The organism is Bradyrhizobium sp. 6(2017), from assembly GCF_011058295.2.
Lineage (GTDB): Bacteria > Pseudomonadota > Alphaproteobacteria > Rhizobiales > Xanthobacteraceae > Bradyrhizobium > Bradyrhizobium septentrionale.
Genome location: NZ_CP049289.2, coordinates 6,200,628 through 6,227,371 on the forward strand (window position 1 = coordinate 6,200,628; position 26,744 = coordinate 6,227,371).

Below are 26,744 nucleotides of genomic sequence, written 5' to 3' on the forward strand. Positions count from 1 at the left end.
TTCGTGAGCGATGGCCAGCCCCAAGCGGTATGACAAGATCGCCTTCGTCGCCAGCGCGAGCGCGGAAGCGCAGTCGGCGCTCGGCGAGCTTGCCGCGATGTACGGCAACCATCCACCCGCCGAGGCCGACGTCGTGGTTGCGCTCGGCGGCGACGGATTGATGCTGCAGACGCTGCACGCCAACATGCGCAGCGGCAAACCGATCTACGGCATGCATCGCGGCACCGTCGGCTTCCTGATGAACGAATACTCGACGCATGATCTGCGCACGCGGCTGGCGGCCTCGCGGGAGTCGCTGATCAATCCGCTCCTGATGCGCGCGACCGACATCCACGGCGCCGTGCATCTGCATCATGCCATCAACGAGGTCGCGCTGTTCCGGCAGACCTACCAGGTCGCCAAGTTGCGCATTCTGATCGACGAGCATGAGCGGATGGCGGAGTTGATGGCCGACGGCATTCTGGTGGCGACGCCGGCCGGATCGACCGCCTACAACCTCTCCGCCCAGGGTCCGATCCTGCCGATCAACGCGGCGCTGCTGGCGCTGACCCCGATCAGCGCGTTCCGGCCGCGGCGCTGGCGCGGCGCGCTGCTGCCGAATTCCGCCTTCGTGGTGATCGAGGTGATCGAGGGCGACAAGCGCCCGGTCGCGGCGGTGGCCGACCATGACGAGGTCCGCGACGTCCGCCGGGTCGAAGTCTTGTCCGACAAGACGATCGCGATGCGGATGCTGTTCGACCCCGGCCATTCGCTGGAAGAGCGCATCCTGCGCGAGCAGTTCGGCTACTGACGACGGCCGCCTTCCCCTGCTCCCCTTGCCCGGCAACCAATCATTAACCCCGGGCAGGATATGGTTAACGTCGGGTAATACCGCATTTGGCCCGGTATGCCCGTTCGGGACCGGACCATGTATCGCATCGATTTCAACAAGCTGCGATTTTTGATTTGCGACGACAATCCGCACATGCGCCGCATCCTGCGGACGCTTTTGCATTCGTTCGGCGCGCGCGAGGTGTATGAGGCCGAGGACGGCGCCACCGCGCTCGAGATGTACACCCATTACGTGCCCGACATCGTCATCACCGACTGGTCGATGCCGATCTTCGACGGGCTCGAGCTTGCGCAGATGATCCGGCAGCCGGAATCCAAGGGCAATCCCTACGCGCCGATCATCATGCTGACCGGGCATTCCGAGAAGCGCCGTGTCACGGTGGCGCGCGATGCCGGAGTCACCGAGTTTTTGGCCAAGCCGATCTCGGCCAAGGGCCTCTACCAGCGGATCATGAACGTGGTCGCCAACCCGCGCCCGTTCATCAAGACCAAGACCTATTTCGGCCCCGACCGCCGTCGCAACACCACCAACACCTATATCGGCCCCGAGCGCCGCGGCAGCGGCGAGGTCGAGATGCTGCAACAGCCGTCGCTGCTCGAAAAGGCGCGCTCGACCATCTAGGACACCGTCATGGCGAAAGACAAACCGGGGACGATCGAGGTCAAGAGCTTCGGCACGCACCATGTGATCACGCAGCCGAACCCGCTGCGCAAGATGCTGCTGCGCGTCCCCGAGAGCGATCTCGACGATCCGGTCGGCCGCGCCGAGAAGGCGCTCGCCGGGCTGTCGGGCGAATTCAAGGAATGGATGACGATCGAAGCCGATCGCCTCTCGGCTGCGCACGCCACGGTGCAGCGCGAGGGCTTCAACAAGAAGACCCGCGAAGAGCTGTTCCGGGCCGCCCACGACATCAAGGGCGATGCCGCAACATTCGGTTATCCGTCGGCGGCCGTAGCCGCCGAGAGCCTGTGCCGCATCATCGAGCACGCGCCCGACCTTAGCGCAGTGCCGCCGCAGCTGATTTCCCACCACATCAACGCGGTGCAGGCGATCGTGCGCGAGCGCACCAAGCTAGACACCGCGGTCGTTGCCGGCGTGCTGAGCAAGCAGCTCCGCGGCATCACCGATGAATTCCTGACCCACGCCAACCGCGACCGGCCCGAGCATCTCGAGGCGATCCTCGCGCCGAGCATCGCACCGAGCGAATAGCAGCGCGCCCGGCTGCCGCGCCGCGGCAGCCCTCAGCTATCCATGCATCGAAGAAACGCGGCCTAGGCCGCGACGAGATCGTCGTAAGGCAGCACCGCGACCGCGTCTTCCGCGGCGAGCTCCTCGCAGAACATCCGCGCATCCTCGCGGGCGGATTCGGTCGCAAAGCGGCGCAGCAGGATCAAGAGCGGCTCGGCCGCCGAATGGTCGGTCTCACAATGGGTCAGCACGCGCTCGACCATGCGGCGATGCAGCCGCGCTGCGCCGTCGCCGCTGTCGACATAGCCGACTTCGTGGCTGGCCTCGAGCGCGACGCGGAACGCGACATACGTCGACTCCGGCAACCCCGCGCGACGCAGCAGCGCCTGCAGGCCATTGCCGCCGCGGTCGTTCACCAGCGCGGAGACGCGGCCATAGGGCAGCCCGGACAGTTCGGCGAGCGCAGCCCCGAACAGATCGAGATTGCCCGACAGCAGCGCGCGCAGGATCAGCCCGGCGGTCAGTTGCCCGGTGGCGCGCAGATGCGTGATCAGGCCATGCATGTCGTCGCCGAAGGCGCGCGCGGCGATGTTCACCGTGGAGCGCTCGCGCGCCTCGCCGGCGATCCGGTCGGCGCGGTCGGCGCCGAGCCAGTTTCGCGCGACGACGAATTGCGCCAGCGTGTCGGAGAGCTTGGCGACCAGCGCCAGCCGCGTCGCGGACGGCAGGTCTTCGAGCTGCAGCATCGATTCCCGGATCGCCGCGAGATGGCCGTGGCGCTCGACGATGCGGTCCCAGGAGAACGGCGCGAGGCCCGCATACGGGTTCTCGATCAGCTCCAGCGCGGCCGCCGCCGAGCCGACCTCGGCGATCGCGGCGGCGACGGAGGCCGGCAGGTTGATGCGGCGCGCGATCGCGCACTGCATCTCGTCGGAGCCGGTCGCGACGATGTCGACCAGGTCGGCATCGATCAGAAGCGGTGAATGTTCCAACACCGGCAGCGCGATCACCGGCTGATCGGCCGACAGCGCCTGCACGATCGCAGCCGGCGCCTCCGCGCTGTGGGCGAACACCTCGGCCATCGCCTGGCGCACCAGCGGCGACGGGTCGTCGAGCAGCATCAGCAGCGCGCCTTCGGCGGCGATGCGATCCTCCTCGGCGAGATCCGAAATGAGCCAGGCCCGGGCCAACGCCCGCGTCGCCTCTGCTCGCTCGCCTGCCGGAGCGGTCCTAATCCAACTAATGAACTGCCGAACGATCATGGTCCTTCCGGCTTACGCAACGAAACGGCATCGACTTACGACGCCAACTACAAGGAAAAATAAACCATGACGCTTAACAAAGGGTTCACCATAAACGTTTGGGATTATTGACGTTTCGTTAAGACGGCCGAGGCGCCACGACTTCGCGCGCGCAGCAATGCAGCGCTAGCCGCTGCTGTAGGTGCCGTTGGGGTCGCTGAACAGATCAAGCCGCCCGGGCGCGCGGACCTTTGGCGTCGCCGAGCTGGTCAGCGCGGAGGAACTGCCCCACAGCTCCTGCACCGCCGGCGAGATCGGCTGTGAACGGTCGCCGCCCTGGTAGAGCGAGCGGAACGCCGGCGCCGGCTGCGCCGATGCGACGGTCGAGGTCGCACTGACCGCCGTGGCCGAACGGGCGTCCGGGAAGGTCGAGAGATAGGACGCGGTGTCCATGGTCAGCGCTGGTGTCGGCGCCGCGCTTGCGATCGCGTAAGGGCTCATCGTGTCGCCGCCCGCCGCGGCAAACGCGGTGCGCGTATCCGCCGCATTCGCGGCCGCGGCGTAGCGCGTGGTCAACACCGAATAGACCTGCGAGACGCTGCGCGCGCTGCCCGACTTGTCGTAGAAGATCGACTGGTTCGCCGCCGCCGCCTTTGGAAACATCGCAGCCGCACTGGCGCTCGGACTATCCTCGGCACTCGAGATCAGCTTGCCGGCGCCGCCCACGCCCATGAAGTGAGCCATGTAGAGTTCGGCATCGGTCGGGCGACGGCCGAGCTTGTCGGTGAGCTTGAAGCTGTTGGATTGCGCCAGCACCGCCGCCATCGACGACGACGCGTCAGGATCATCGCGCAGCTTCATGATCGCATTGCGCGCGGTGGGATCGCTGACCGAATAGCTGCCGTCGGAATTCTTGGTGATGGCGTCGGCATACTGGCCGTAGCCGAGCTGGCTTCCGGCCTCCTTGACGGTGCCGAGCCAGGTCTGGTCGATGAACTGATAAAGCCCATGCGCCGACGAGGTGGTGGCGCCGGCCCGCGGATTGAAGTTGGATTCCATCTTCGCGGTCGTGAGCAGATATTCGAAGCTCGTGCCGGTGGTCGCGGCCGCCTGCTTGATTGAGCTTGCAACTTTCAGGCGCGAGGAATCGACACCTGCCGCAGCCGTGGCATTGTAGAGGTCGACTGCCATCGATCCGGTGCCTTGCAGGGCGCCGGCAATCGGCACCCATGTCATGCCAACCTGCCGTAATTATGGTTAACGGCGCGTTAACATGCCGCTCAGGGCTGGGCCTCGTAGTAGTGCGCGACCTGGTCGATCTCCTCGGCCGTCATCTGGCGGGCGATGTTGCGCATCTGCTGGCTGATGTCGTTGCGCCGGGCGCCCGACGCGAAGGCGTCGAGCTGCGCCTTGATGTAGACCGCCGACTGGCCGCCGAGCCAAGGGCTTCCCGCCTTGTTGTCGATATCGCCGTGGCAGGAGCCGCAGGGCGGGATGTTGCGCATCGGGGCGCCCGTCACCACGATCGCCGGCGCGGCGCGCCCGGTATCCAGATTGTTCGAAGGCACCCGCGGCAGATAGGCGTAATAGGCTGCAACGTCCTTCATGTCCTGATCGCTCATGGCTGCCGCGAACGGGCTCATCACCACGCTGACCCGCGCGCCGGTCTTGAAGTCGGCGAGCTCTTTGTACGTCACCGCGGCAAACTGCCCGGCAAGGTTCGGTGAATGGGCGTCGCTGACGCCCTGCGGTCCGTGGCAGATCGCGCAGCGCTGAGCCAGCGTCGCACCCCGCCCGATCGAGACCTGATTCACCTTGGTCAGCATCTCCGACGTCATGACGACATTGGAGGTCTTGAAATCCGGCTTGACGCCAGCCTCCTGCACGGCGGCGCGCGGAACACCGGCCGCGCTGCAGATCGCGTCCCAGACGCCGGCAAGCTTGAGATCCGGTTGCGCCAGCGGCAACCAGATCAGGCCCGCGATGGCCGACAGCACGGCGATCGCGACCGTGATGCCGACGCTGGTGGCGAACCACGGGTTGCGAAGCGAGAACAGCGGCTGATCGCTCATCGGCCCGCTCCGACGTAGACCGCAGGCACGCTGGTCTCGTTCAGCGCCATCAGTTGCGCGATCGGGAAACCATAGTTCACCACGGTGAGACCGACCATCAATGCGAGCCACAGGCCGAACGAGTTGAGCGCGACCGGAATCCGCGCCGGCATGTGCAGCGGCACCGCGAAGCGGTACGCGCCGGCCTCGCCTCGCGCACCGAATTGCCCGCGGATCAGCACCAGCAGGAACAGAAGGCCCGAGATCAGCAGGATGAAGCCGCCGATCGCCGACATCGTGACCGACAAGGCCTGCGGTGAGATCGCCGGGTTGGCATAGTCATAATACGCCATGCGGCGCGGCATGCCGAGAATGCCGACATAGTGCCATGGGAAGGTGGTCACGATCATGCCGATGAACCACAGCCAGAGCTGCGTGCGCATCAGGCCAAAGCTGTCCAGCGCACGGCCAGTCAGATGCGGCCATAGATCATAGGCGATGGCAAAGTACATGATGACGATGGCGCCACCGAAGATCAGGTGGAAATGGCCGGTGATCCACTGCGTATTGTGCACGCTGGCGTCGAGCTGATAGCTCATGTTGATCAGGCCGCCGGCGCCGCCGAAGCCGAGCATGACCAGCGACAGCGCCGTCGCCAGCATGATCGGATTGGACCATGGCAGAGCGCCGATCCAGCCGAAGGCGCCGCGGCCGCCGCGCAGGCGGCTCGCAATCTCCGCCGACGCGCAGATCGTGAACACCGTAAGCAGCGTCGGCAGTGCGACGAGGCCGGTGAACACCGAGTGCATGAACTTGAATCCGGCGCCGACCTGCGGGTCGGCAAACAAATGATGCACGCCGATCGGCATCGCCACCACGACGAACAGGATGAACGAAATCCGCGCCATCGGATCGCTAAAGAGCCGGCCGCCGATCGCGCGCGGGAAGATCGTGTAGTAGGCGATGTAGGTCGGGATCAGCCAGAAATAGACAATGGCATGCAGGGTCCAGGAGAAGAAGACGCGCGCCAGCCCCGCATCGATCGTGGACTTGAGCCCGAGCGCCACGGGCAGGATCTGGAACAGGATTTCGAGCGCCGCACCGACCGCGGTCCAGCCCCAGAGCAATGAGCCCGCGACATTGGCATACATCGCAAGCGGCACCGGCTTGCCGGGGTTCTCGCGCTTCCAGATCACGAAGTTGATGACCATCAGCGCGACCCAGATCCATGAGCCGACCACGACCATGACGACGCCGATGTAGTAGAAGGGATTGCCGACCATCGGCGGATAGAAGGTGTAGAGCACCGAGGCGAGCCCGAGCGACACCGGGATCATCGCGACAACGGCGCCGACGGCGACCAGGAAGAAGCCGACCCAGGCCCAGCGTCGCCCAATCAGCGCCTTCTCCAGCGCCGCTTCGGTGATCGCATAGCCGAACCCCATCGCGATCAGCGTCGGGAATACGTATCCCATCGCCGAGCCATGGGCGGTGACCGAGCGATAGTAGAACTCCGGATTGAAATGCCAGGCATTCAACGGGCTGCGCACGAACATCTGCCAGGCACCGAGCACCAGCGCCGCGCCGAACACGATGAAGGCGAGCCAGAAATGCGCCGCTATCAGCCGCTTGTTAGTCAACACAGGTCAGCCTCCGCTTCGATGCCGTCATGTCGCGGAACGCGTTCTTGTCGACCACCTTGACCTTGCCCCACATGCCCTGGTGACCGATGCCGCAGAATTCCTGGCACGGCATCATATGATCGCCCGGCACCTTGAAGCGCACCGGCAGGTCCGTGACGTAGCCCGGCACCAACATCGTGTTGACGTTGGTGCCCTCGATCAGGAAGCCGTGGACGACATCCGCGCTGGTAGCGCGGAGGGTGATCGGCGTCTCCGCCGGCACCACGATGCATTGCGGCGTGAAGGAATATTGCTGGCCGATCGCACGCACCGTGACCGAGCCGTCGGCCTCCACGGCAGTGCCAAGATTGCTCTCGATGAACTCGCCGGACAGATGCAGCGTCTTGGGATCGGCGGTTTCGACCCGGCCCTGCGGCATCGTCGCCTGATGGATGCCGATATAGGCCGCCATGCCGACCAGAAGGCCGACAATGACGATCGATAGCGTCGCCCAGCGCCGCTCGATCCGCGCCGCAACGGCCTCGCCGGCGCTGTGCTCCGTCTCGGTCGCCATCAGGGAACGCTCCGCGGCAGGAAGACGAACAGGTAGAATGCAAACCACAATCCGACCACGACGGCCGTCGCAATGCCTGCGACCGCGATCGCGCCGCCCGGACCCGCGCGCACGATGGTCTCGACGGCCTCGTCTTCGGAGCCGGATGCCGGCGGTTGCGGCGAAGATGAGTTGATCATGATCGCGCCTCTAGTTCAGCGTTGCCGCACGCAGTTCGTTGGCCTGCCGCGCCGACACCGGCTCGCCGCGATTGCCCCAGGCCGTTCGAATGTAGGTCACGACGGCCGCGACTTCGTCGTCCGACAGCTTCTGCGCGAACGGCGGCATACCGTGGGGCATCGGATTGCCTGCTGTGCCCGGCGGATAGCCGCCATTGAGCACCATCCGGATCGCGTTGACCGCCGAGACCATCTGGATCGACTGGTTGCCGGCGAGCGGCGGATAGTCCGGCGGCATCCCCAGCCCGGTCGCGCCATGGCAGTTGGCGCATTCGCGGTCGTAGAGCTGCTTGCCGAAGGAGAGCAGCAGGCTGCTCTCGGCTGTCGGCAGCGGCGTGGACGCCTTCTCCGGCGACGTACCCTGCGCAAGGCCCTTCAGATAGATCGCCATCGCGCGCACGTCGTCGTCATTGAGATATTGCAGGCTGTTGTAGACGACCTCGGCCATCGGGCCGTACACCGCGCCCTTGGCGGAGACGCCCTTGCGCAGATAGTCGACGATCTCCTCGAGCGACCAGTCACCGAGTCCGGCCTCCTTGTTCGAGGTCAAGGATGGGGCGTACCAGTTCTGCATCGGGATCAGGCCGCCTTCGAAGGCCTGCGACTGCGAGCTGCCGCCGAGCGCATTGATCGCGGTGTGGCACATGCCGCAGTGGCCAAGGCCCTCGACCAGATAGGCGCCCCTGTTCCACTCCGCGGATTTGGTCGGATCCGGCTTGAACTCGCCTTCCCTGAAGTACAGCGTGCGCCAGCCGAGGATCAGCGAGCGGTTGTTGAACGGGAAGGTCAGGTCATGTGGCTTGTTGAGCTGCTTGACCGGCGGCACGGTGCGCAGATAGGCGTAAATCGCGTCGCTGTCCTCGCGCGTCACCTTGGTATAGGAGGCGAACGGCATCGCCGGATAGACCAGGCCGCCATCGGGGAAGCGGCCATTGTGCATCATCTGGTAGAACTGGTCGGACGTCCACGTGCCGATCCCGGTCTGCGGGTCGGGGGTGATGTTCGAGGTGTAGAGCGTGCCGAACGGCGTCTTCATCGGAAGGCCGCCGGCGAAGGTCTTGCCTTCGCGCGCGGTATGGCAGGCGATGCAATCGCCGGCACGCGCGAGATACTCGCCCTTGGCGATGACGGCCGGATCGGCTGCCTTCTGCTGCGCCAATGCCGCGATCGGCGACAGCGCCAGCATCAGCCCGACAAGCAGTCCTGTGGAGGTTCGCGACATCGGCACGATCCCTTCAGTGCGGTTCGCTGCCGCATTCGAGCGGCATCGGAAGGCTGCCTCGCGGCGCGAAGGACGGATCGGCTGGTGCCGGCCGCGATGACAAATAGGCGGCCACCGCCTTCACGTCGTCCTCGGTCAGGAGGCCTGCGACGATCTGCATGCAATCGGGAGCGAGCGCCGTCCGCGTGCCGTAACGCCAGCCGCCGAGCTGGCCGCTGATATAGGCCGCGCGCAGGCCCAACAGTCCGGGAATGCCGGGCTCCATCCCGCCCAACGTAGCACCATGACAGGCCGCACAGGGTGGAATGCCGTGCTGCGGATCGCCGTTCTTCACGATCGATTCGCCGCGCGCCAGAATCTCCTTGCTGTCGACCGGCGGGACCGGCGGCGGAAATGGCGGCCTGAGCGAGGCAAAATACTCGGCGATCTTCTTCAGGTAATCGTCGGTCTGAAATTCCAGCAGGTAGTTCATCGGCGGATATTTCCGCCGTCCATCCCTGAACGCGATCAGCTGATTGTAGAGATAGCCCGCCGGCTTGCCGGCCAGCCGCGGGAAATAAACGTCGCTGGTGCCCTCGCCTTCAGCGCCGTGACAGGGCGCGCAGGCGAGGACGCGCGCGGCCATCGTATCCGGCGCACGCTCCGCCGTTTGCGATTGCGCGATACCGATCGGCAACACAACCCAAGCGATAAACGCAAAAAACGGTATCGGACGGTGCGCCACAGTTCATCCCCCAGCGCGACGACGATGCGCAATTACTTGCACACGGCCGAGCAGGAGGCAACGAAGTGCACCACTTCGACGCATCGCATTTGATTTAGATCAACGCTCTATTTGCGATAGACCTGCGCCGGATCGAACAACCGCTCGGCATCGACAAAGGACAGGCTGACTTCGCCGCCCTCGCCCTTCACCGCGCGATAGAAGCAGGAGCGCCGTCCGGTGTGGCAGGCCGCGCCGATCTGCTCGACCTTGAGCCACACCGCGTCCTGATCGCAATCCATCCGGATCTCGACCACGCGCTGGGTCTGGCCCGAGCTCTCGCCCTTGCGCCACAGCGCATTGCGCGAGCGGCTGTAGTACCAGCCTTCGCCGGTCGCGATCGTCTTGCGCAGGGCTTCGTCGTTCATGTGCGCGACCATCAGCACATCACCGGTCGCGACATCGGTCGCGACGCAGGTCACGAGACCTGCCGCGTCGAATTTGGGCTGGAAGTCCAGCCCCTCTTCGCGGTCGTGATCGTGGCTCGATGCGGACACGGAAAACCTCGCTTAAGAAAACGCGAGGTTACCGGCTCGGTCCTCGCACCAGGGACAGGAAACGCTGCTGCTCGGCCGGATTGTCGCGGAACATGCCGGTGAAGCGGCTGGTGAAGGTCGATGCGCCGTGCTTGGCGACGCCGCGCACCGACATGCAGGTATGCTCCGCCTCGATCAGCACCGCAACGCCGCGCGGCTTCAGGACCTCGTCGATCGCAGCCGCGACCTGGGCGGTGAGATGCTCCTGGGTCTGCAGGCGGCGGGCGAAAATGTCGGTCAACCGCGCCAGCTTGGAGAGACCCACGACGCGCTCCACCGGCGTGTAGGCGATATGCGCCCTGCCGTAGAACGGCATCATGTGATGCTCGCACTGCGAGGTGAATTCGATGTCGCGGACGAGGACGAAATCGTCGTAACCCGCGGTCTCACCGAAGGTGCGGTTCAGCACTTCGGCCGGGCATTGATGATAGCCCTGATAGAGCTCGTCATAGGCCTCGACGACACGACGCGGCGTGTCGAGCAGGCCCTCGCGGCCCGTATTCTCGCCGATATAGCTGAGCAGCGTCTTCACGGCCTCCTCGGCCTCTGCCCGCGACGGGCGCAGCTGGTCGGCACGGACGGCCGCCGCCATGAATTCTGAGGGGTCGAGCTCGCTGGCTTTCGCGTCGGTCGGCTTGTTGGGGCGGATCGATTTGATCAAGGCGTCCATGTCTTCTCCGTTCGACCGGCCCTGGCATTTGCCCTCGGGGCCGGATGTGTCACCGGGCAGACGGGGCGGATCATCGAGCCGCCGGGCGCCTGAGTCCCATCGTTATAGCACCGCCGCGGCGGAGGTGGGCCGCGGCGGCCGCATGGCCGGGCTATGTTTCCGGCGCTGCCATCCATATATAGGACGGTGAAACCCAGCCGCCAAGAGCGCCCGGCGCCGCCGGAACCAGGCATCTGTCCCCATGCTGAACGACATTTACAACAAGCGGATCATCGAGTTGGCCGGCAATATTCCGCGCCTCGGACGGCTGGCCGAGCCGGACGCCAGCGCCACCGCCCACTCCAAATTGTGCGGTTCGACCGTCAAGGTCGACCTCAAGATGGACGGCCCGGTGGTGACGGACTTCGCCCATGACGTGAAAGCCTGCGCGCTCGGACAGGCCTCCTCCTCGATCATGGCGAGCCATGTGGTGGGCTCGACGGCGGACGAACTGCGCGAATTGCGCGAGACCGTCCGCAAGATGCTGAAGGAAAATGGTCAGCCCCCGCAGGGCGGCAAATGGGCCGACATCGCGCTGCTCGAGCCGGTGCGCGACTACAAGGCCCGCCACGCCTCGACGCTCCTGACCTTCGATGCCGTGGTCGATGCGATCGGCCAGATCGAGGCCAAGGCAAAGCAGCCGGCGTAGACCCTACTGCCAGTCTAAACCTTACTGCGACGGCTGGACCGGCGCCGGCGCGGCGGTGCCGCCGGTCGGCACCACGGCCTCGGCGGTCTTGGTCGCCTTCGCGACCTGCGGCGGCGCCTCACCTTCCATCGCGCTGCTCACGAAGCGATCGGCGTTCTTCGGCTTCGCTTCGGCGACAGGGATCGCACTGTCCTGCCGCGGCAGCACGTCGGCGACCGCATCCGTGGTGACGAGATTGGTCAGCCGCAATTCGGCCGCCGACAATTCATGCAGGTCTTCCCACGGCGGCACGCTGAGCGCGAGCGACAGCAGCTCACCGGCGCCACCCATATCGAAGGTGTACTTGGCAAGGCGGCCGATATCGCGCTCGACGATCATCAGGTCCTGGGCGGTGTAGCTCGCGGCCTTGGCATCGTCGGCGCGGTCGCCCATCCAGATCTGATGCACGCGGACATGGGCGGCCGGCGGAACGTAGCGCGTCTTGCCCGACAACAGCAGGAACGCGCACATCGATTCGCAATAGGCATCCGGCAGCACGCTCGCGCGGTCGCCCGCCGCCGCCTGATCGACGATGCTGGTGCCGACCGTGGTGAGCACGCCGAGACCGCGGAAGCGGCGGCCGAGCGCGATCGCGTCGTTGACCGAGCCGCCGCTGGAGTCGAGCACGATGGTGGCGCCGCTGAGCTGGCGCCCGCGCGCGAACTCGTCGAAATCCTTGGGGCTGTCGGCCGTGATGATGCCGACCGCCGACACCCAGCCCCGGCAATTCGGCTGGCATGCGATCCAGCTGAACTTCATCGGCAGCTTGCGTTCTTCGAGGGTCGAGCCAGCCTGCGCCGAATGACCCGGCGTCGTCACGGAACCGGTAGCTGCGAAGCAAAGGGCAACGGCGCCGATAAGCGCCCGACTGCGCGACGAAAGCGAGTTCACGAGCCTCAATTTGGTTCCTTCCCCCAAGCCCCTGGTGACGCGAGCGGCGGCAATGGCCCCATGGCAATGCGCCGCGATTCTGTCATCGGCGCGTTATGAGAACGGTAGCGTTGCTGACCCGGACCGTCCATAGAGCCCTTTGCTGCAGCGCGACCCGCGCTGTGCGATAATTGCGAACTGTGGCGTAAATATCTGCAACAGAACAGTTCCTTGGCTTGGAACCCCCGCAAGACTACGTACATACTTGCGTATGCCGCCGACAGATCATTCAACGTCACACCATCCGCGATGCATGGACTGTGCCACTTCCATGCGCCGCCTGCCGCGCAACTTCGGACGCGCCTTGATCTGGATCTACCGGCACACACTGTCGCCGCTGGTCGGCTACAACTGCCGGCATCTGCCGACCTGCTCGGTCTATGGCGATGAGGCGATCGAACGCTTCGGCTTGTGGGGCGGCGGGTGGATGACGCTGGCAAGACTGCTGCGCTGCCAGCCCTGGGGCACCTCCGGGATCGATAACGTCCCGCAGACGAGGCCCCCCGGGGCGCATTGGTATTTGCCCTGGCGCTATGGCCGCTGGCGCGGCGTCAACGAGGGTTGACGGGCGTCAACGAGAATTGAGGAGTTGCTGCGGCGCTCCTAAACGCGGCACGCATAGCTGTTCCGGCGGAACTGTGGCGAGACTTGCCGCATTGTTTCGTTGCCCCCTTGGGGAGGAAACAACAATGCGCTGGAAAATCAGCGACAACGGTCACGATCCCAGGCAGATCGATTTGCTGGCCGTGCTTGCCTTGCTGGTCGTGATCGTCGCGGCCTACGGCTACTTCACCCACAATCCGAACAAGCCGAGCACGACGGCGTTCATCGTGCCGAGCCAAAGCGTGAAGTGGTGACGCGCCGGCTCGGCCGAAGACATGCGTCGAAACAGCAAGCTCACTCGGCGGCAGCGCGCGCGGCCGACCGCGGCCGCGTGATGAGCACAACGGCAAGGGCTGCGGCGACGAATGCCGTGGCCACGTAGCCCGCACTGAGGAGCCATTCGCGCGCGAACAGCAATCCGCCGATCGCGGAGCCGATGGCCTGGCCGATATACAGCACCGAGGTATTGAGCGAGACCGACGCCGCGGCGAGCGCCGGCGCCGCACCGACCAGGCGCACCTGCTGCATCGAATTGGTCGACGCGAAACCGAGGCCCCACACCGCAACCGAGGCCGCCATCAATGCATAGGCGCCGGCGCTCAGCGCCCAGCCGGCCACGCCGGTGAGAAGCAGGCAGGTGAACAGCACCGAGGTCTTCCAGGCGCCCCAGGAATCCACGATGCGCGTTGCGATCGCGATGCCGACGAAGCCGAAGATGCCGTAGAGGCCGAACACGAAGCCGATAGCGTCGGCATTGGCGCCGGTCAATTTGGCGAGCAGCGGCCCCATGAAGGTGAACACCACGAACTGGCCGGACATCTGCAGTGTCGTGATCGACAGCAGCAGGATGACGGTCGGGTTGCGGCCGAGATCGGCCAAGGTCCTCAGGTCGACCGGCGCGCCGTGCAATCCGCCGGGCAACCGCCACCACAGCAGCAGGCAGCTTGCGAGCCCGGTCAGCGCGATCGCGCCGTAGGTCGCGCGAAAACCGTAACGGCTTGCGATGAAGGTGATCAACGGCAGCCCGATCGCAGCCGCAAGTGACCAGCCGAGGAAGATATAGGCGATCGTGCTGCCGCGCCTCTCCACCGGCACGATCAACGCCGCGGTGCCGGCCGCCTGCGGCGTGTAGAGCACGCCGACCGCGAGCATCACCATGCGGATGATCAGGAGACTGTTGTAATCCGGCGCGAAGGCGGATGCTGCATTGGTCAGCGTCAGCACCAGAAGCGTCGCCGTCAGCAGCGCGCGCCGTTCGACCCGGCTGGTCAGCCACGCCGTCACCGGCGAGCCCACGCACAGCACGATCGCGCCGAAGGTGATCAACAGACCCGCGGTGTGGATCGTGACGCCGAGCCCGCCGGACAGTTCCGCCAGCATGCCTGCCGGCGCCAGCACCGAGCAGCCGGTGACGATATTGCCGAGCATCAATGCGGTGGGAGCGAAGCGTTTCACGCCGCGTTGATAGCAGACCGCAAAATCAATGCAACTGCATCTAAATGCATGGCACTTGACCGATAAGCCACGTGATCGATCGCGCGCCTTGCACTCCCCCTTGCGCTCACGGCGACGGCGATGCCGCCGGCGTGGCGTTGACGCTCGGCGACACAGCGGCCGGGAACGCGCTCGCAGGCTTCGGGCCGGCAGTTGCCGCCGGGCACGACGCCAACAGCTGCGTCCATCCCTGCTCCAGCCCCGTGGTGTCGATGTCGAATGTCACCAAGCCGGGCTTAGGGTCAGACTTAGGATCGGATTTGGCATCGGATGACGGTGTGCTCTCGCCGACCTGCAGATGCGGCGCCGCCAGCATCGCCTTGACGGTGTCCGAGCTCACCGCGTTGCTCCAGACTTCGTATTTGCCGAACCGTGCCGGCAATCTGCCGAATGCGACCGTCTTGTCGGCGCCGGCCATCATCACCACCGTGCTCTTGCCGGCGGCGCCCTCGTCGAACTCGCGCACGAACATCAGCCGCCCGCGGTCCTTATTCTCGCAAAGCAGGCGCCACTCCATCATGCGGAACGCGCTGCCGTCGCCCTTCTTCTGCTGCGCGATCTTGCGCACATAGGGCCGTGTTTCCTTCTCCACCGCCCACAGGGTTTCCGGCGATGGCCGCGTATCGATGCCAAATCGATAGAGCTCCGGCCGCGTCAGCACATGCAGGTTCTCATATTTCACGGTCCGGATCAGCTCGCTGAGTTCGTGGCTGATCCCCATCGCGGCGAGGAATGCGTTGCGGTCGCGATCGGCGCTCACCATCTCGCGCCGCCTGAAGTCCGCGACGACCTGCGGCGGCGGATGCCCGTGAACCACGAACATCAGCTTGGAGTTATGCACCGCGACCACCGAATCGGGCGCCACCTCGCGGCTGGTCGCGCCCAGGAACAGATAGGCGCAGGCCGAAACGCACATCGCGTTGCGCGTGGTGAGTTCGGCCTCGACCTCCTCCTTCGCACTCTTGATCTTCAGGCAGGCGGCATCGACCTGCGTGCCGGTGGAACATGCCGGCACGCTGCTGCGGCCGACCCGGGCGACCGCCTTGCGGGCGCGCAGCAGCCGCGCGATCGCGTAGGACTGCTCGACGTTGCCGCCCGGCGAATGAAGGTAGATCGGAAGCTGGGTGTCCTTGACGCCGGCGAGGAAACGACGAATCCGCGCCGCGGCGTCCCGATCGATCTCGCCTTCGATGGCGATCCAGCGATCGCAGCCGGCGCCGCAGGCGTTAGCCGGTCCCCTGGCAAGATAGATCGTGAGCCGCTTCGCAAATCCGGCCTTCTCGACCGGTGTTTCTTCCGCCCGCAAAACGGCGGGGATCAGAAGCAACGCCACGAAAAACAGGAGACGGGAAAACATGAACCTTGCGGATCGCGCGATGGCGGAAAACGGGCTTTTCGACGTTAGACGATGATGGCCGCGGTCGCAATGTTGGGCGGCATCCGGCGCAGACAAGCGCCCCTCGATTCGGTGCGGCCAGAGGCCCATTTTCTTGATATTGCCGGATTGCAGGCGCCAAATCCCCTGCTATACCGCTGCTTTCCCGCTTACCTGCGCTCGTTCGCAGGAGTGAGCTCCAGGAGCCTTCGATGACTGATACGCCCAAATCCGAATCCGGATTCCAGTACAGCCTCTCCAACCTCAAGCCCGCAGAACCCTTGCACAAGATCGCCCTCACCTTTCCAGACGGGGCGACCCGCGAATTCGCCCGAGGCACCACCGGCCTCGACATCGCCAGGGGCATCTCGCCCTCGCTCGCCAAGCGCACCGTCGCGATGGCGCTCGACGGCACGCTTGCCGATCTCAACGATCCGATCGAAACCGACGCCAGGATCGAACTGGTCAACCGCGACGACCCGCGCGCGCTGGAACTGATCCGGCACGATGCCGCGCATGTGCTTGCCGAAGCCGTGCAGTCGCTGTGGCCGGGCACCCAGGTCACGATCGGCCCGGTGATCGAGAACGGCTTCTACTACGACTTCTTCCGCAACGAGCCGTTCACGCCGGAAGATTTTGCTGCCATCGAGAAGCGGATGCGCGAGATCATCGCCCGCGACAAGCCGTTTACCAAGGAAGTCTGGGATCGCGAGAAGACCAAGCAGGTGTTCCGCGACAAGGGCGAAGCCTTCAAGGTCGAGCTGGTTGACGCGATTCCCGGCAACGAGCCGATCAAGATCTATTTCCAGGGCGACTGGTTCGATCTCTGCCGCGGCCCGCACATGACCTCGACCGGCAAGATCGGCAACGCCTTCAAGCTGATGAAGGTGGCGGGCGCCTATTGGCGCGGCGATTCCAACAATCCGATGCTGACCCGGATCTACGGCACGGCCTTCGCCAAGCAGGAAGACCTCGACGCTTACCTCAAGCAGATCGAGGAAGCCGAGAAGCGCGACCATCGCAAGCTCGGCCGCGAACTCGACCTGTTCCACTTCCAGGAGGAAGGCCCCGGCGTGGTGTTCTGGCATCCGAAGGGCTGGACCATCTTCCAGCAGCTGATCGCCTATATGCGGCGCCGGCTGCTCGGCGACTACAACGAGGTCAACGCCCCGCAGATCCTCGACAAGGCGCTGTGGGAAACGTCTGGCCACTGGGACTGGTACCGCGAGAACATGTTCGCGGCGCAATCCGCCGGCGATGAAGCCGAGGACAAGCGCTGGTTCGCGCTGAAGCCGATGAACTGCCCGGGCCATGTGCAGATCTTCAAGCACGGGCTGAAGAGCTATCGCGACCTGCCGCTGCGGCTCGCCGAGTTCGGCGTGGTGCATCGCTACGAGCCGTCGGGCGCAATGCACGGCCTGATGCGGGTGCGCGGCTTCACCCAGGACGACGCCCATGTGTTCTGCACCGAGCAGCAGCTCGCCGAGGAATGCCTCAAGATCAACGACCTGATCCTGTCGACCTATGCCGATTTCGGCTTCGACGGCGAGCTCACGGTCAAGCTCTCGACCCGGCCGGAGAAGCGGGTCGGCACCGACGAGATGTGGGATCACGCCGAGCGCGTGATGGCGACCGTGCTGTCGGAGATCAAGGCCAAGGGCAGCAACCGGATCCGGACCGAGATCAATCCGGGCGAAGGCGCGTTTTACGGGCCGAAGTTCGAATATGTGCTGCGCGACGCCATCGGCCGCGACTGGCAGTGCGGCACGACCCAGGTCGACTTCAACCTGCCGGAGCGGTTCGGCGCGTTCTACATCGACCATGACGGCTCGAAGAAGGCGCCGGTGATGGTGCACCGCGCGATCTGCGGTTCGATGGAACGCTTCATCGGCATCCTGATCGAGCACTATGCCGGCAACTTCCCGCTCTGGCTGGCGCCGACGCAGCTTGTGGTCACGACCATCACCTCCGAAGGCGACGAGTACGCCAAGGTGGTGGCGGCAGCGGCGCGCCGCGCCGGCCTGCGGGTCGAGATCGACCTGCGCAACGAGAAGATCAACTACAAGGTCCGCGAGCATTCGCTGGCCAAGATCCCGGCCCTGCTCGTGGTCGGCAAGAAGGAAGCCGAGACGCATTCGGTCTCGGTCCGCCGGCTCGGCAGCGAGCGCCAGACCGTGATGCCGACCGACGAGGCGATCGCCGCGCTGGTCGACGAAGCGACGCCGCCGGACGTGAAACGGGCGCGATCCGTCGCCTGATCTTCACAATCGGTCTAAACTGGCTTTCGTTGGCCTGGTCGTGCCCCCATCTTGGGGGCACGACTCCCCTGAAGGACATTTCCGTGCCCGATGCCATTGAACTGTTGAAGACACGCCGCTCGATGAAACCGCGCGAGATGACCGGGCCCGGCCCGTCCGCGGCCGAGCTCGAGACCATTTTGACGATCGGCGCGCGCGTGCCCGACCACGGCAAGCTTGCGCCGTGGCGCTTCATCGTGTTCGAGGGCGATGCCCGCTCGCGCGCCGGCGACGTGATCGCAAAGGTGTTCGCCCGGAAGAATCCCGGCGCGCCGGCCGCCGACATCGAGGTCGAGAAGAAGCGTCTGACCGATGCGCCGCTGGTAATCGGCGTGGTCTCCTTCACCAAGCCGCATCCGAAGGTGCCGCCGTGGGAGCAGGAATTGTCGGCGGGCGCCAGCGCAATGAACATCGTGACTGCGGCGACCGCGCTCGGCTACGGCGCCTGCTGGCTGACCGGCTGGTTTGCCTTCGACCGCGACGTGCTCGACGGTCTCGGCCTGAAGCCGGACGAGAAGCTCGCCGGCCTGATCCACATCGGCACGCCGACCAGACCGAGCGAAGATCGCCCGCGCCCGGCGCTGTCGGATATCGTGACGCGGTTTTAAACGGCGCGCGGCCCTGTAGCCCGCATGAGCGCAGCGATATGCGGGAACACTCTTCCCGGGTGTCGCTTCGCTCACCCGGGCTACGAGGTCCCTCGTCATTGCTGGGTCGCGTCATTGCCGGGCTTGCCCCGGCAATCCATCAAGACGTGAAAGTTCTTTCGAAAGAGGATCGATGCCCGGGTCAAGCCCGGGCATGACGAGTTGAACGCAGCTACGCCGCCTTCGACGTGCGCGCCGCAAAGCCGCTCAGCAGCGCCGCGATCTCGCCCGCCGGCCTCGCCGCGCTGAACAGGAAACCCTGCACCTCGTTGCAGCCTTCGGCGCGCAGCTGGTTGAGCTGGTCCGTTGTCTCGACCCCTTCCGCCGTCGTCGTGATCTTGAGGCTGCGGCCGAGGCCGGAGATCGCGCGCACGATGGCGAGGCAGTCGGAGCGCCGCGCCAGATCCTTCACGAAGGAGCGGTCGATCTTGATCTTGTCGAACGGGAAGCTGCGCAGATAGCTCAGGCTGGAATAGCCGGTGCCGAAATCGTCCATCGAGATGCTGACGCCGAGCTCGCGCAGCTGGTGCAGGATCGCGAGGTTGGCTTCGGTCTCCGCCAGAAACACCGACTCGGTGATCTCGAGCTCGAGCCGCCGCGCCGGCAGGCCGGAATGCGCCAGCGCCGAGATCACGGCCTGGACCAGATGGCGGCTGCGGAACTGCACCGGCGACAGATTGACCGCGACCTTGACGTCGGAGGGCCACTTGATCGCCTCCGAGCAGGCTTCGCGCAGCACCCATTCGCCGAGCGCGACGATCAGGCCGATATCTTCCGCAACCGGGATGAACTCCGCGGGCGAGACCATGCCCTTTTGCGGGTGCTGCCAGCGCAACAGCGACTCGAAGCCGCTGATGCGGTCGGCCGCGATGTCGACCAGCGGCTGGTAGTGCAGCTCGAACTCGCCGTTGTTGAAGGCCGCGCGCAAATCGCGCTCCATGTCGCGGCGCTTCTGCGCCTGCTGGTCCATCTCGGGTTCGAAGAAATGGTGCACGCCGCCGCCCTCGGACTTGGCGCGGTACAACGCCATGTCGGCATTGCGAATCAACTCTTCGGAAGTCGTGCCGTCGCCCGGCGAAAGCGCGATACCGATGCTGGCGCCGACCACGACTTCGAGCCCGTCGATCCTGTAGGGCGCACTCAGCACGTCGATCAGTCGTTCGGCAAAGCCGCTCGCCTCGTTCGGCGACACGTCGGCGGCAAGCACGACCGCGAACTCGTCGCCGCCGAGACGGGCCGCCACATTGTCGTCGCGGACCACCTCGCGCAGCCGCTCCGCCACCAGCTTGAGCAGCCGGTCGCCCATCGGATGCCCGAAGGAATCGTTGACGTTCTTGAACAGGTCGAGATCGAGGCACATCACCGCAACGCGCTTGCTGCTGGGCCGGCCCCGCTCCAGCGCCTCGCGCAGCCGCTGCTGGTAGAAGTCGCGGTTCGGCAAATTGGTGAGCCCGTCATGGTGCGCCATGTGCGCGATCCGCGCTTCGGCGGCCCGGCGCTCGGTGATGTCGACCACCGCGACCAGATAGCCGTCGCGGCCCTCGAAGGTCACCTTGCGTCCGAAGGTCAGCACGTGGATCTCGGTGCCGTCGGCCCTGATATGCCGCCAGTCGCGGCTCGATTGATAGACGTCGCCGATCTCGCGCAGCGCCGCGCTGTGCACGCTCCACTCATCTTCCGGCCAGATCTCGCGCAGCGTCATGCCAAGAAATCGGTCGCGGCTGTAGCCATAGTGCTGAACGGCGGCGTCGTTAACGCTGAGGAATTCCATCGTGTCGGCGGCGAACACCCACATCGGCATCGGGTTGTTCTCGAACAGCAGACGGAACGACTCTTCGCGCCGCTTCAACGCGGTGACGTCGGAGACCGTCAGCGACAGCATGTCGCCGAACGCTGTGACGCCGAGCCGCAGACAGCGATCGCCGCTGTCGATCTCAAACTGGCCGCCAGGACCGCTTCCGACGAATCGACGCAGACGGTTCATCACCAATGGCGCCGCAAGCGGATTGCCGCCGGCGCTGAGCCGGCGCCACAGCAATTCGGTCGCGGGCTGCATCAGCAGCCTTGCTGCGCCCTGGTTGAGATGCACGATCTGGAAGTCGGCCGGCTCGCCCCGCGCGTCGCGGATCGCGGCAAGCGACAGCACGCCCTCGTCGGCGGTCGAGAAGATCGTATCGAGAAGATTGTACTGCGCATTGCGCTCGTTGACATAGACGCCGACCAGGATGCCGCCCCAGCGCGACCGCGTCGGCAGCGCCAGCACGTCGAAGGTCCGCACCAGGCCGTCGCGCACGCAATGCGCCGACGCGAGATGGGGCCTGCAGTTCTCGCGCGCGTTCGCGGCGGCTTCGGTCAACGCGGTCGCGCAGTCCGGCGGCAGCGCGCTGAGCGGAATGTCCCAGCGCTCATCGTTCAGCCAGGTCTGGACGTAGCGGCCGGTGTGAGACACGCTGAGCACGCCGTCAACGTTGCGCAGCAGCACGATGTGATCCGCGAGCCGGCCGAGGCTGCCGAGCATCACGTCCTCATAGTGCGGCAGCTTTTCGCCGGGACAGACCGCGGCCTGCCACTTGCGCTGCAGAACCGGAACGTCGGCGAACATCTCCGAATTGAACTTGGCCGATGTCGTTGCTGATTTCTTGTTGGCCATGATCATGGCACGCCCCGCTCACGCAAACGCTAGTCCCCGTGGCATCCAAGTCATGCCGCGGCTTAACGTCATGTAAAAATAGCGAGGCCGCGCGTCGCGGCGAGCGATTGTGACGGCTCAAATTCGTGCGATGGTTAGTTCGGATTAGAGACTATGACAGCTGCATGAAATACAGCCCCGTCAGGCGTCAACGCGCCACGACCTCGACTTCGCCATCGACGCCGTTGACGACGTTGAAGGGACGTTCGAACACCTTGCCCTCGTTCTTGGCGATCGCGCGATACTCGCCTTCGGACAGCACGACACGCGGGAACGCGCCGATCGATTCCTTGATCACGTCGCCACCCGGCGTGATCACCGACCATGCGGTGTTGGCGAGCGCCTCGCCGCCCTTCTCGCTGACCAGCTTGAGCGTGATGACGGCCGCGCGATGGGTGACGGTGACATCGGTCAGCTTGCCGGCCGCGACACGGATGTCGGAACGCACCACCGAGTTGGCGTCACCATAGTTGGAGATGATGTAGTAGGTGCCCTCGGGCAGCAGCGCGACGTCGCCGGCGGCGACGTTGGGCACCAGCGCACCGCGATCCGAGCCGTCGAACTGGCTGCCCTTGTAGATCGCGAACGAAATCTGGTTGGCCGGGATCTTGCTGCTGCCGACCCGGCCTTCGATCCGCAGGCCCCCGGCCGGGAGCACGAAGGACTCGCGGTCGGTCTCCGACTTCAGGCTGACTGCGCGCACCGCGCTGACGAGACCGAGCGCGACATGGACGACGTAATTGCCGGGCGGCAACACGAGGTTGGGCGTCGCCCCCCGTTCCTCGCGGATCAGCTTGTAGGTGCCGTTGTCGTCGGGCTTGTCGGCGAACACCCGCCACACCAGCCCGGCATTGATCACCGGCAGGTCCTTGCCGTAGCGCGCCATCAGCGACAGCACCGCCTGCCCCGCAGTCGGCGCGGCGCCGGCCGGAGGCGCCGCCGCCGGCGGCGTGGTCGCAATCGAGGGCTGGACGATGGTCGGCTGGGTCAGCGGACCGGGCAGAACGGGCCCCGAGCCGGCCCCGGAGGGCGGCGCCAGATTCAGCGCGGGGCCGGACGGCGCCACCTCGGGCACTGAGGCCGGCGGAATCGGCGGCGGCCGGTCGCTGAAGAATTGCGCCGAGACGGAAGCGGGGATCAGGGCGAGCAAAAATGCCGCAAGCGCCAGCAGCGGAAGGAGCCGCGCGCCCCGCCCGCATCCGCCGATGCCGTTGCCCCTCGAAGTCATCACCATGCTTTTCAACGAAAACGCGGCAAATTCAAGCCTTCGTCCAAGGGGCGTCCAAGGCTTTGTCACAGTCCCGGGGCCGCCGTCCCCCATTTGGAACCGGCCGATCAAGCCGATGTTAGCCGTAAGGTCGCGGTCCAGTCACAATCCCTGCCTACCGCGATCGGGCCGGGCATGAATTATGCCTGCGGGGAATAACCATGAAAATGGACGACGCTGGCGCAGCCCTGCTGCGCGGCCTAGTCTTGCGCTGGCAGGAGATTTGTCGTGTTGGATAGCTGGATGGGCCGAGGCCACAAGAGCTCCGACGGCCCCGACAAGGTAGGACTGGGAACGGTTCGCCGGCCGGTGATCGGGCTTGCGCTCGGCGGCGGCGCCGCACGCGGCTTTGCCCATATCGGCATCATCAAGACCCTGCTCGCCCATGGCATCGTCCCCAACGTCGTGGTCGGCACCTCGATCGGCTCGGTGGTCGGCGGCGCCTATGCGGCCGGCCATATTGACACTTTGGAGAAATGGGCCCGCAGCCTGCAGCCGCGCAGCGTGCTCGGCTACCTCGACATCCGCCTCAACGGCTCCGGCCTGATCGGCGGCGCCAAACTGGCCGCCGAGATCGAGGGCGCCCTCGGAAAATCCATGATCGAGGACCTCGCCGTCAAGTTCGCAAGCGTCGCGACCGAGGTCCGCACCGGCCACGAGATCTGGCTGACCCAGGGGCCCCTGGTCGACGCCATGCGCGCCTCCTACGCCCTGCCCGGCATCTTCGCACCGGTCCTGATCGGCGACCGCTGGCTGGTGGACGGCGCGCTGGTCAACCCGGTGCCGGTCTCGGCCGCGCGTGCGCTCGGCGCCGAGATCGTGATCGCGGCGAACCTTTCCAGCGACGTGTTCGCGCACTCGACCACGATCTACAATCACGGCGCGACGGCCCCGGCCCCCGAAGTGACGGTCGCGGTGACCGCCGAGGCAGAAATCGAACCGGAGCCGCCGAAGCGGCGCTTCGGCCGCTTCTTCTCGGCCGAACGCACTGTGAAACGGGAGTTTTTCGGCAGCGCCAGCCGGCCCGGGATCTCCAGCGTGATGGTCGACGCCTTCAACATCATGCAGGACCGCATCACCCGCGCGCGCCTCGCCGGCGATCCGCCCGACATGCTGATCTCGCCGCGGGTCGGCCAGATCGGCTGGTTCGACTTCCACCGCGCCGACGACCTGATCGCCCACGGCATCCGCGCCGCCGAGCGCGCCATCGGCGCGATCGAGGAAGCGATCGAGATCTTGGCGCCGCCGTCGACCGGCGCCGGCACGTCAGGGAAATAGCACTCAGGCGGTCTTGATGTAGTCGCGCAGTGCTTCCTGCTCGTGCTCGTATTCCTGCACGCGGCGCTTGACGACGTCGCCGATCGAGATCAGCCCGACCACCTTGCCGTCCTCGACCACAGGGAGATGGCGGAACTTGCCGGTGGTCATCACCTCCATGAGGCCGCTGACAGTGTCAGACTCGCGGCAGCTCACGACCTTCCTGGTCATCACCGCGCTCACCGGCTCGTCCAGCGCACCCGCGCCGCGCTCGCTGAGAACGCGGACGATGTCGCGCTCGGACAGGATACCCTCCATGCGGCCCTGCTCAATCACCAGTACCGCACCGATCTTGCGCTCGCCGAGCAGCTTGACCGCGGCCGAAAGCTTCGCGCCGGGCGCGACGCTCATCACCTGATGGCCCTTTGCATCGAGAATGGAACGTACCGTCATTGTCGTCTCCCTGAATCCGTCGGCGGCCCTCTCGAGGAGGTCGCGCCTGTTCGCCAGAGTCTTCAATCAACAGTTCCGCGCCGATTTCGGTTCCGGGGCGCGGTCAGTAGCAGGGCTCTATCTGTCGGCCCGCTTTGTTTCTGCGTCGCAAAGATGATGGAGGAATTCGATCCGAGCCGCAAGCGGCGATCAGACGCGCCCCGACTGATCCAACGACGACGCATCTGCAGCATCGTCCCGCGCGCGCGGGACCGGATCGAACAGCGAGAACAGCAATAGCCCGGCGAGGAAGCCGCCGATATGGGCCTGCCAGGCGACGCTCGCGCCCTCACCGCCGAGCGACAGCGAGGTGGCGCCGAACAGGATGTTGACGCCGAACCAGATCGCCAGGAACGCGAGCACCCGTCCGTTGCGCAGCGCCCGCCACAGCGACAGCGCAGGCACTTTGGCGGCCGCCTCGGCGTCGCCCCGGTTGAACGACAGGAAGCTGCCCTTCACGAAGGCGAAGCGGATCGCCGCCGCCATCGTGCCCGACACCGACGCCGATGCACCGATCATCGGCGCGATCGCGTGCTCATGGGTCAGCAGGTGCGCGAGCGCGCCCGCGGCCGCCGTCACCGCCATGAAGACGAAGAAGCGCAACGCGCCGAAGCGCCGCGCCAGCGCGCTGCCGAACGGCAGCAGCCACAGCACGTTGAAGGCGATGTGGGTGAGGTTGGCATGCAGCAGCGAATAGGTGACGAAGGTCCAGACCTTGGCGCCGTCGCCGCCCGGGAAGGTGATGTCGAGCAGCGTCGAATCGTAGCGCTTCGGGATGAAGCCGAAGACGTCGATGGTCCAGTTTTCCATCTCCGGCGGCAGCAGCACCCGCAGATGGATCACCGCGATCAGGAGGATGTAGGCGGTGAGCGCCGGCGGCAAGGTCAGGATCGGCTCGCGCGGCGCCTCCGGCGGCGGCGCGAGCGGGGATTCGGGATGGGAGTCCAAGGGGTCGGCGACCTCGCATGCGGCGGTGAATCAGAGATAGGCGGCTTTGACACCACTGTGCAAGTGCACAATCCCGAAATCGGACACCCGCTGTCGCGCGGCGCGAAAATTGAGGCAAAAGAGCTCGAGACAAAAGAAAAGGGAGGACGCTGAGAACGTCCTCCCTGATCGGCTGATCTTCTCGTGTCCCAGAGGGATCGGGAGGACATCCCCACCCCTCCCCGCACGATGACCAAGCTGTTTGACGCCACCTGTGTACCAACCACGCCGGCGCTTGGGGCAGCCGGCGAACGGGAACGCGCGGACCCTACTCGGAGGTTCCACGGGCGCCAAGGACATAGTTAAATTTACGTTAACAACACAAAGCTGCCGATAAGCCGCCCGAAGCACGGCCGCGGCATGGACGCTGCACAGCCTTCCCTGCACAACAGAGAAGGGAAGGCGCCTGAGCAAAACCGGGACAGATGTGTCCCGCCGAGACAGGCGCCGGGCAAGGTTCTTTAGATGAAACACAGCTCCAGCCGCGAGTACTTCGCTTATTGGAATGCGAAGCGCGGCACCGCCCGTGCACCTGACCGGAGTGAGTTTGAGCCGTCCGCGGTGCGCGAGCTGCTGTCCGACATCTTCGTGCTGGCCTATGACGGCGAAACCCGCTTTCCGTTCCGCGTCGCCGGCACACGCACCTCCGCCCTGCTCGGCTGCGACCTCAAGAACCGCAGTTTTTCCGCCCTGTTCACCGATACCAGCCGCGGCGAGATCGAAGACATCATCACCTGCGTCGTTGAAGAGACCCTGCCGGCCATCGCCGGCGTCACCGCCACGACCGAGACCGGGTCCAAGGCGCATCTTGAGTTGCTGCTGCTCCCCTTCACCGCCCGCGTCCATACGCCGGCGAGCCTGACCGGCCTGCTCGCCCCGTTCGAGGACGATGTCACCCGGCTGCGCGACCTGGTGCTGACCTCGTGGCGTTACCTGCATCCCCAGGAACGGTTTGTGCCACGGGCCCTGCGCAAGCTCGCGATCGCCCGCGGCCTGATGGTCTACGAAGGCCTGCGCTAGCCCCGCGCCCCGAACCGGGCCCGGGGACAAGAACGGGATAGC

The 26,744-nt window shown here is 65.6% G+C and carries 27 protein-coding genes; 10 read left to right on the plus strand and 17 right to left on the minus strand.

Annotated elements, in window-relative coordinates:
• Nucleotides 1–10 precede the first annotated feature (10 nt).
• The 3 genes from G6P99_RS29280 (at nt 11) to G6P99_RS29290 (ending at nt 2,041) form a co-directional block, all read left to right on the plus strand.
• Nucleotides 11–790 carry an NAD kinase gene (locus G6P99_RS29280; RefSeq protein ID WP_029080141.1) on the plus strand — a complete coding sequence of 260 codons (780 nt, stop codon included), beginning with the start codon at nt 11–13 and terminating at the stop codon, nt 788–790.
• Between the two features lie 117 nt (nt 791–907).
• Nucleotides 908–1,453, plus strand: a complete 546-nt coding sequence (locus tag G6P99_RS29285) for a response regulator (protein ID WP_029080140.1) — start codon at nt 908–910, stop codon at nt 1,451–1,453.
• A gap of 9 nt (nt 1,454–1,462) precedes the next feature.
• Nucleotides 1,463–2,041, plus strand: a complete 579-nt coding sequence (locus tag G6P99_RS29290) for an Hpt domain-containing protein (protein ID WP_029080139.1) — start codon at nt 1,463–1,465, stop codon at nt 2,039–2,041.
• Between the two features lie 62 nt (nt 2,042–2,103).
• Here G6P99_RS29290 and G6P99_RS29295 read toward each other — a convergent pair whose 3' ends face one another.
• The 10 genes from G6P99_RS29295 to folE form a co-directional block, all read right to left on the minus strand.
• On the minus strand, nt 2,104–3,282 hold the full coding sequence (locus G6P99_RS29295) for a DUF2336 domain-containing protein (RefSeq protein ID WP_029080138.1): 1,179 nt from the start codon (nt 3,280–3,282) through the stop codon (nt 2,104–2,106).
• A 165-nt stretch (nt 3,283–3,447) separates the two neighbouring features.
• Nucleotides 3,448–4,452, minus strand: a complete 1,005-nt coding sequence (locus G6P99_RS29300) for a transglycosylase SLT domain-containing protein (protein WP_165129025.1) — start codon at nt 4,450–4,452, stop codon at nt 3,448–3,450.
• Between the two features lie 89 nt (nt 4,453–4,541).
• The gene (locus G6P99_RS29305; RefSeq protein ID WP_029080136.1) at nt 4,542–5,333 is read right to left on the minus strand and encodes a c-type cytochrome; all 792 of its coding nucleotides are present in this window, start codon (nt 5,331–5,333) and stop codon (nt 4,542–4,544) included.
• Nucleotides 5,330–6,955 (minus strand): b(o/a)3-type cytochrome-c oxidase subunit 1, encoded by a 1,626-nt coding sequence (locus G6P99_RS29310; protein ID WP_029080135.1) that lies wholly within the window; start codon nt 6,953–6,955, stop codon nt 5,330–5,332. The genes G6P99_RS29305 and G6P99_RS29310 overlap by 4 nt, the downstream gene beginning before the upstream one ends.
• Entirely contained in the window at nt 6,945–7,508 is a 564-nt protein-coding gene (locus G6P99_RS29315) for a cytochrome c oxidase subunit II (RefSeq protein ID WP_029080275.1), read from the minus strand. Before G6P99_RS29315 ends, G6P99_RS29310 begins: the two co-directional genes overlap by 11 nt.
• Nucleotides 7,508–7,687 (minus strand): membrane protein, encoded by a 180-nt coding sequence (locus G6P99_RS29320; RefSeq protein ID WP_029080134.1) that lies wholly within the window; start codon nt 7,685–7,687, stop codon nt 7,508–7,510. Before G6P99_RS29320 ends, G6P99_RS29315 begins: the two co-directional genes overlap by 1 nt.
• A 10-nt stretch (nt 7,688–7,697) precedes the next feature.
• Nucleotides 7,698–8,912 carry a c-type cytochrome gene (locus tag G6P99_RS29325; RefSeq protein ID WP_084518410.1) on the minus strand — a complete coding sequence of 405 codons (1,215 nt, stop codon included), beginning with the start codon at nt 8,910–8,912 and terminating at the stop codon, nt 7,698–7,700.
• Between the two features lie 49 nt (nt 8,913–8,961).
• Nucleotides 8,962–9,573: a c-type cytochrome gene (locus tag G6P99_RS29330; protein WP_084518411.1), complete on the minus strand. Its 612-nt coding sequence runs from the start codon at nt 9,571–9,573 to the stop codon at nt 8,962–8,964.
• Between the two features lie 206 nt (nt 9,574–9,779).
• Nucleotides 9,780–10,208 carry a phosphoribosyl-AMP cyclohydrolase gene (gene hisI, locus G6P99_RS29335; protein ID WP_029080131.1) on the minus strand — a complete coding sequence of 143 codons (429 nt, stop codon included), beginning with the start codon at nt 10,206–10,208 and terminating at the stop codon, nt 9,780–9,782.
• A gap of 28 nt (nt 10,209–10,236) precedes the next feature.
• The gene (gene folE, locus G6P99_RS29340; protein ID WP_029080130.1) at nt 10,237–10,917 is read right to left on the minus strand and encodes a GTP cyclohydrolase I FolE; all 681 of its coding nucleotides are present in this window, start codon (nt 10,915–10,917) and stop codon (nt 10,237–10,239) included.
• A 241-nt stretch (nt 10,918–11,158) separates the two neighbouring features.
• Between folE and G6P99_RS29345 the strand changes: the two genes are divergently transcribed.
• A complete protein-coding gene (locus tag G6P99_RS29345) occupies nt 11,159–11,605 on the plus strand; it encodes an iron-sulfur cluster assembly scaffold protein (protein WP_029080129.1) in 447 nt (148 codons plus the stop codon).
• Between the two features lie 21 nt (nt 11,606–11,626).
• Here G6P99_RS29345 and G6P99_RS29350 read toward each other — a convergent pair whose 3' ends face one another.
• The gene (locus G6P99_RS29350) at nt 11,627–12,544 is read right to left on the minus strand and encodes a hypothetical protein (protein WP_029080128.1); all 918 of its coding nucleotides are present in this window, start codon (nt 12,542–12,544) and stop codon (nt 11,627–11,629) included.
• Nucleotides 12,545–12,827: 283 nt separating this feature from the next.
• Here G6P99_RS29350 and yidD point away from each other — a divergent pair, with 283 nt between their 5' ends.
• Nucleotides 12,828–13,139, plus strand: a complete 312-nt coding sequence (gene yidD / locus G6P99_RS29355) for a membrane protein insertion efficiency factor YidD (protein WP_029080127.1) — start codon at nt 12,828–12,830, stop codon at nt 13,137–13,139.
• 124 nt (nt 13,140–13,263) lie between these two features.
• On the plus strand, nt 13,264–13,431 hold the full coding sequence (locus tag G6P99_RS29360; protein ID WP_165124368.1) for a hypothetical protein: 168 nt from the start codon (nt 13,264–13,266) through the stop codon (nt 13,429–13,431).
• Between the two features lie 40 nt (nt 13,432–13,471).
• On the opposite strand, the gene G6P99_RS29365 is transcribed toward G6P99_RS29360, so the two are convergent.
• The gene (locus tag G6P99_RS29365; protein ID WP_051346155.1) at nt 13,472–14,605 is read right to left on the minus strand and encodes an MFS transporter; all 1,134 of its coding nucleotides are present in this window, start codon (nt 14,603–14,605) and stop codon (nt 13,472–13,474) included.
• Nucleotides 14,606–14,738: 133 nt separating this feature from the next.
• A complete protein-coding gene (locus tag G6P99_RS29370) occupies nt 14,739–16,028 on the minus strand; it encodes a hypothetical protein (RefSeq protein WP_165124371.1) in 1,290 nt (429 codons plus the stop codon).
• Nucleotides 16,029–16,258: 230 nt separating this feature from the next.
• Here G6P99_RS29370 and thrS point away from each other — a divergent pair, with 230 nt between their 5' ends.
• Entirely contained in the window at nt 16,259–18,304 is a 2,046-nt protein-coding gene (thrS, locus tag G6P99_RS29375; protein WP_029080124.1) for a threonine--tRNA ligase, read from the plus strand.
• An 83-nt stretch (nt 18,305–18,387) separates the two neighbouring features.
• Nucleotides 18,388–18,951 carry a nitroreductase family protein gene (locus tag G6P99_RS29380; RefSeq protein ID WP_029080123.1) on the plus strand — a complete coding sequence of 188 codons (564 nt, stop codon included), beginning with the start codon at nt 18,388–18,390 and terminating at the stop codon, nt 18,949–18,951.
• A gap of 211 nt (nt 18,952–19,162) precedes the next feature.
• Here G6P99_RS29380 and G6P99_RS29385 read toward each other — a convergent pair whose 3' ends face one another.
• Nucleotides 19,163–21,646, minus strand: a complete 2,484-nt coding sequence (locus G6P99_RS29385; RefSeq protein ID WP_051346140.1) for a putative bifunctional diguanylate cyclase/phosphodiesterase — start codon at nt 21,644–21,646, stop codon at nt 19,163–19,165.
• Between the two features lie 181 nt (nt 21,647–21,827).
• Nucleotides 21,828–22,907, minus strand: coding sequence for a hypothetical protein (locus G6P99_RS29390; protein ID WP_029080121.1), 1,080 nt, complete (start codon nt 22,905–22,907; stop codon nt 21,828–21,830).
• A 267-nt stretch (nt 22,908–23,174) separates the two neighbouring features.
• On the opposite strand from G6P99_RS29390, the gene G6P99_RS29395 reads away from it, so the two are divergent.
• Nucleotides 23,175–24,224 carry a patatin-like phospholipase family protein gene (locus tag G6P99_RS29395; protein ID WP_035976625.1) on the plus strand — a complete coding sequence of 350 codons (1,050 nt, stop codon included), beginning with the start codon at nt 23,175–23,177 and terminating at the stop codon, nt 24,222–24,224.
• 3 nt (nt 24,225–24,227) lie between these two features.
• Here the strand turns inward: G6P99_RS29395 and G6P99_RS29400 are convergent, their stop codons facing one another.
• Together G6P99_RS29400 and G6P99_RS29405 are read right to left on the minus strand one after the other, a co-directional pair.
• A complete protein-coding gene (locus tag G6P99_RS29400; RefSeq protein WP_029080119.1) occupies nt 24,228–24,656 on the minus strand; it encodes a CBS domain-containing protein in 429 nt (142 codons plus the stop codon).
• A gap of 189 nt (nt 24,657–24,845) precedes the next feature.
• A complete protein-coding gene (locus tag G6P99_RS29405; protein WP_029080118.1) occupies nt 24,846–25,643 on the minus strand; it encodes a rhomboid family intramembrane serine protease in 798 nt (265 codons plus the stop codon).
• Between the two features lie 504 nt (nt 25,644–26,147).
• Between G6P99_RS29405 and G6P99_RS29410 the strand changes: the two genes are divergently transcribed.
• Complete coding sequence (locus tag G6P99_RS29410; protein ID WP_029080117.1) at nt 26,148–26,702, plus strand: PAS domain-containing protein; 555 nt, start codon at nt 26,148–26,150, stop codon at nt 26,700–26,702.
• Nucleotides 26,703–26,744: the final 42 nt, after the last annotated feature.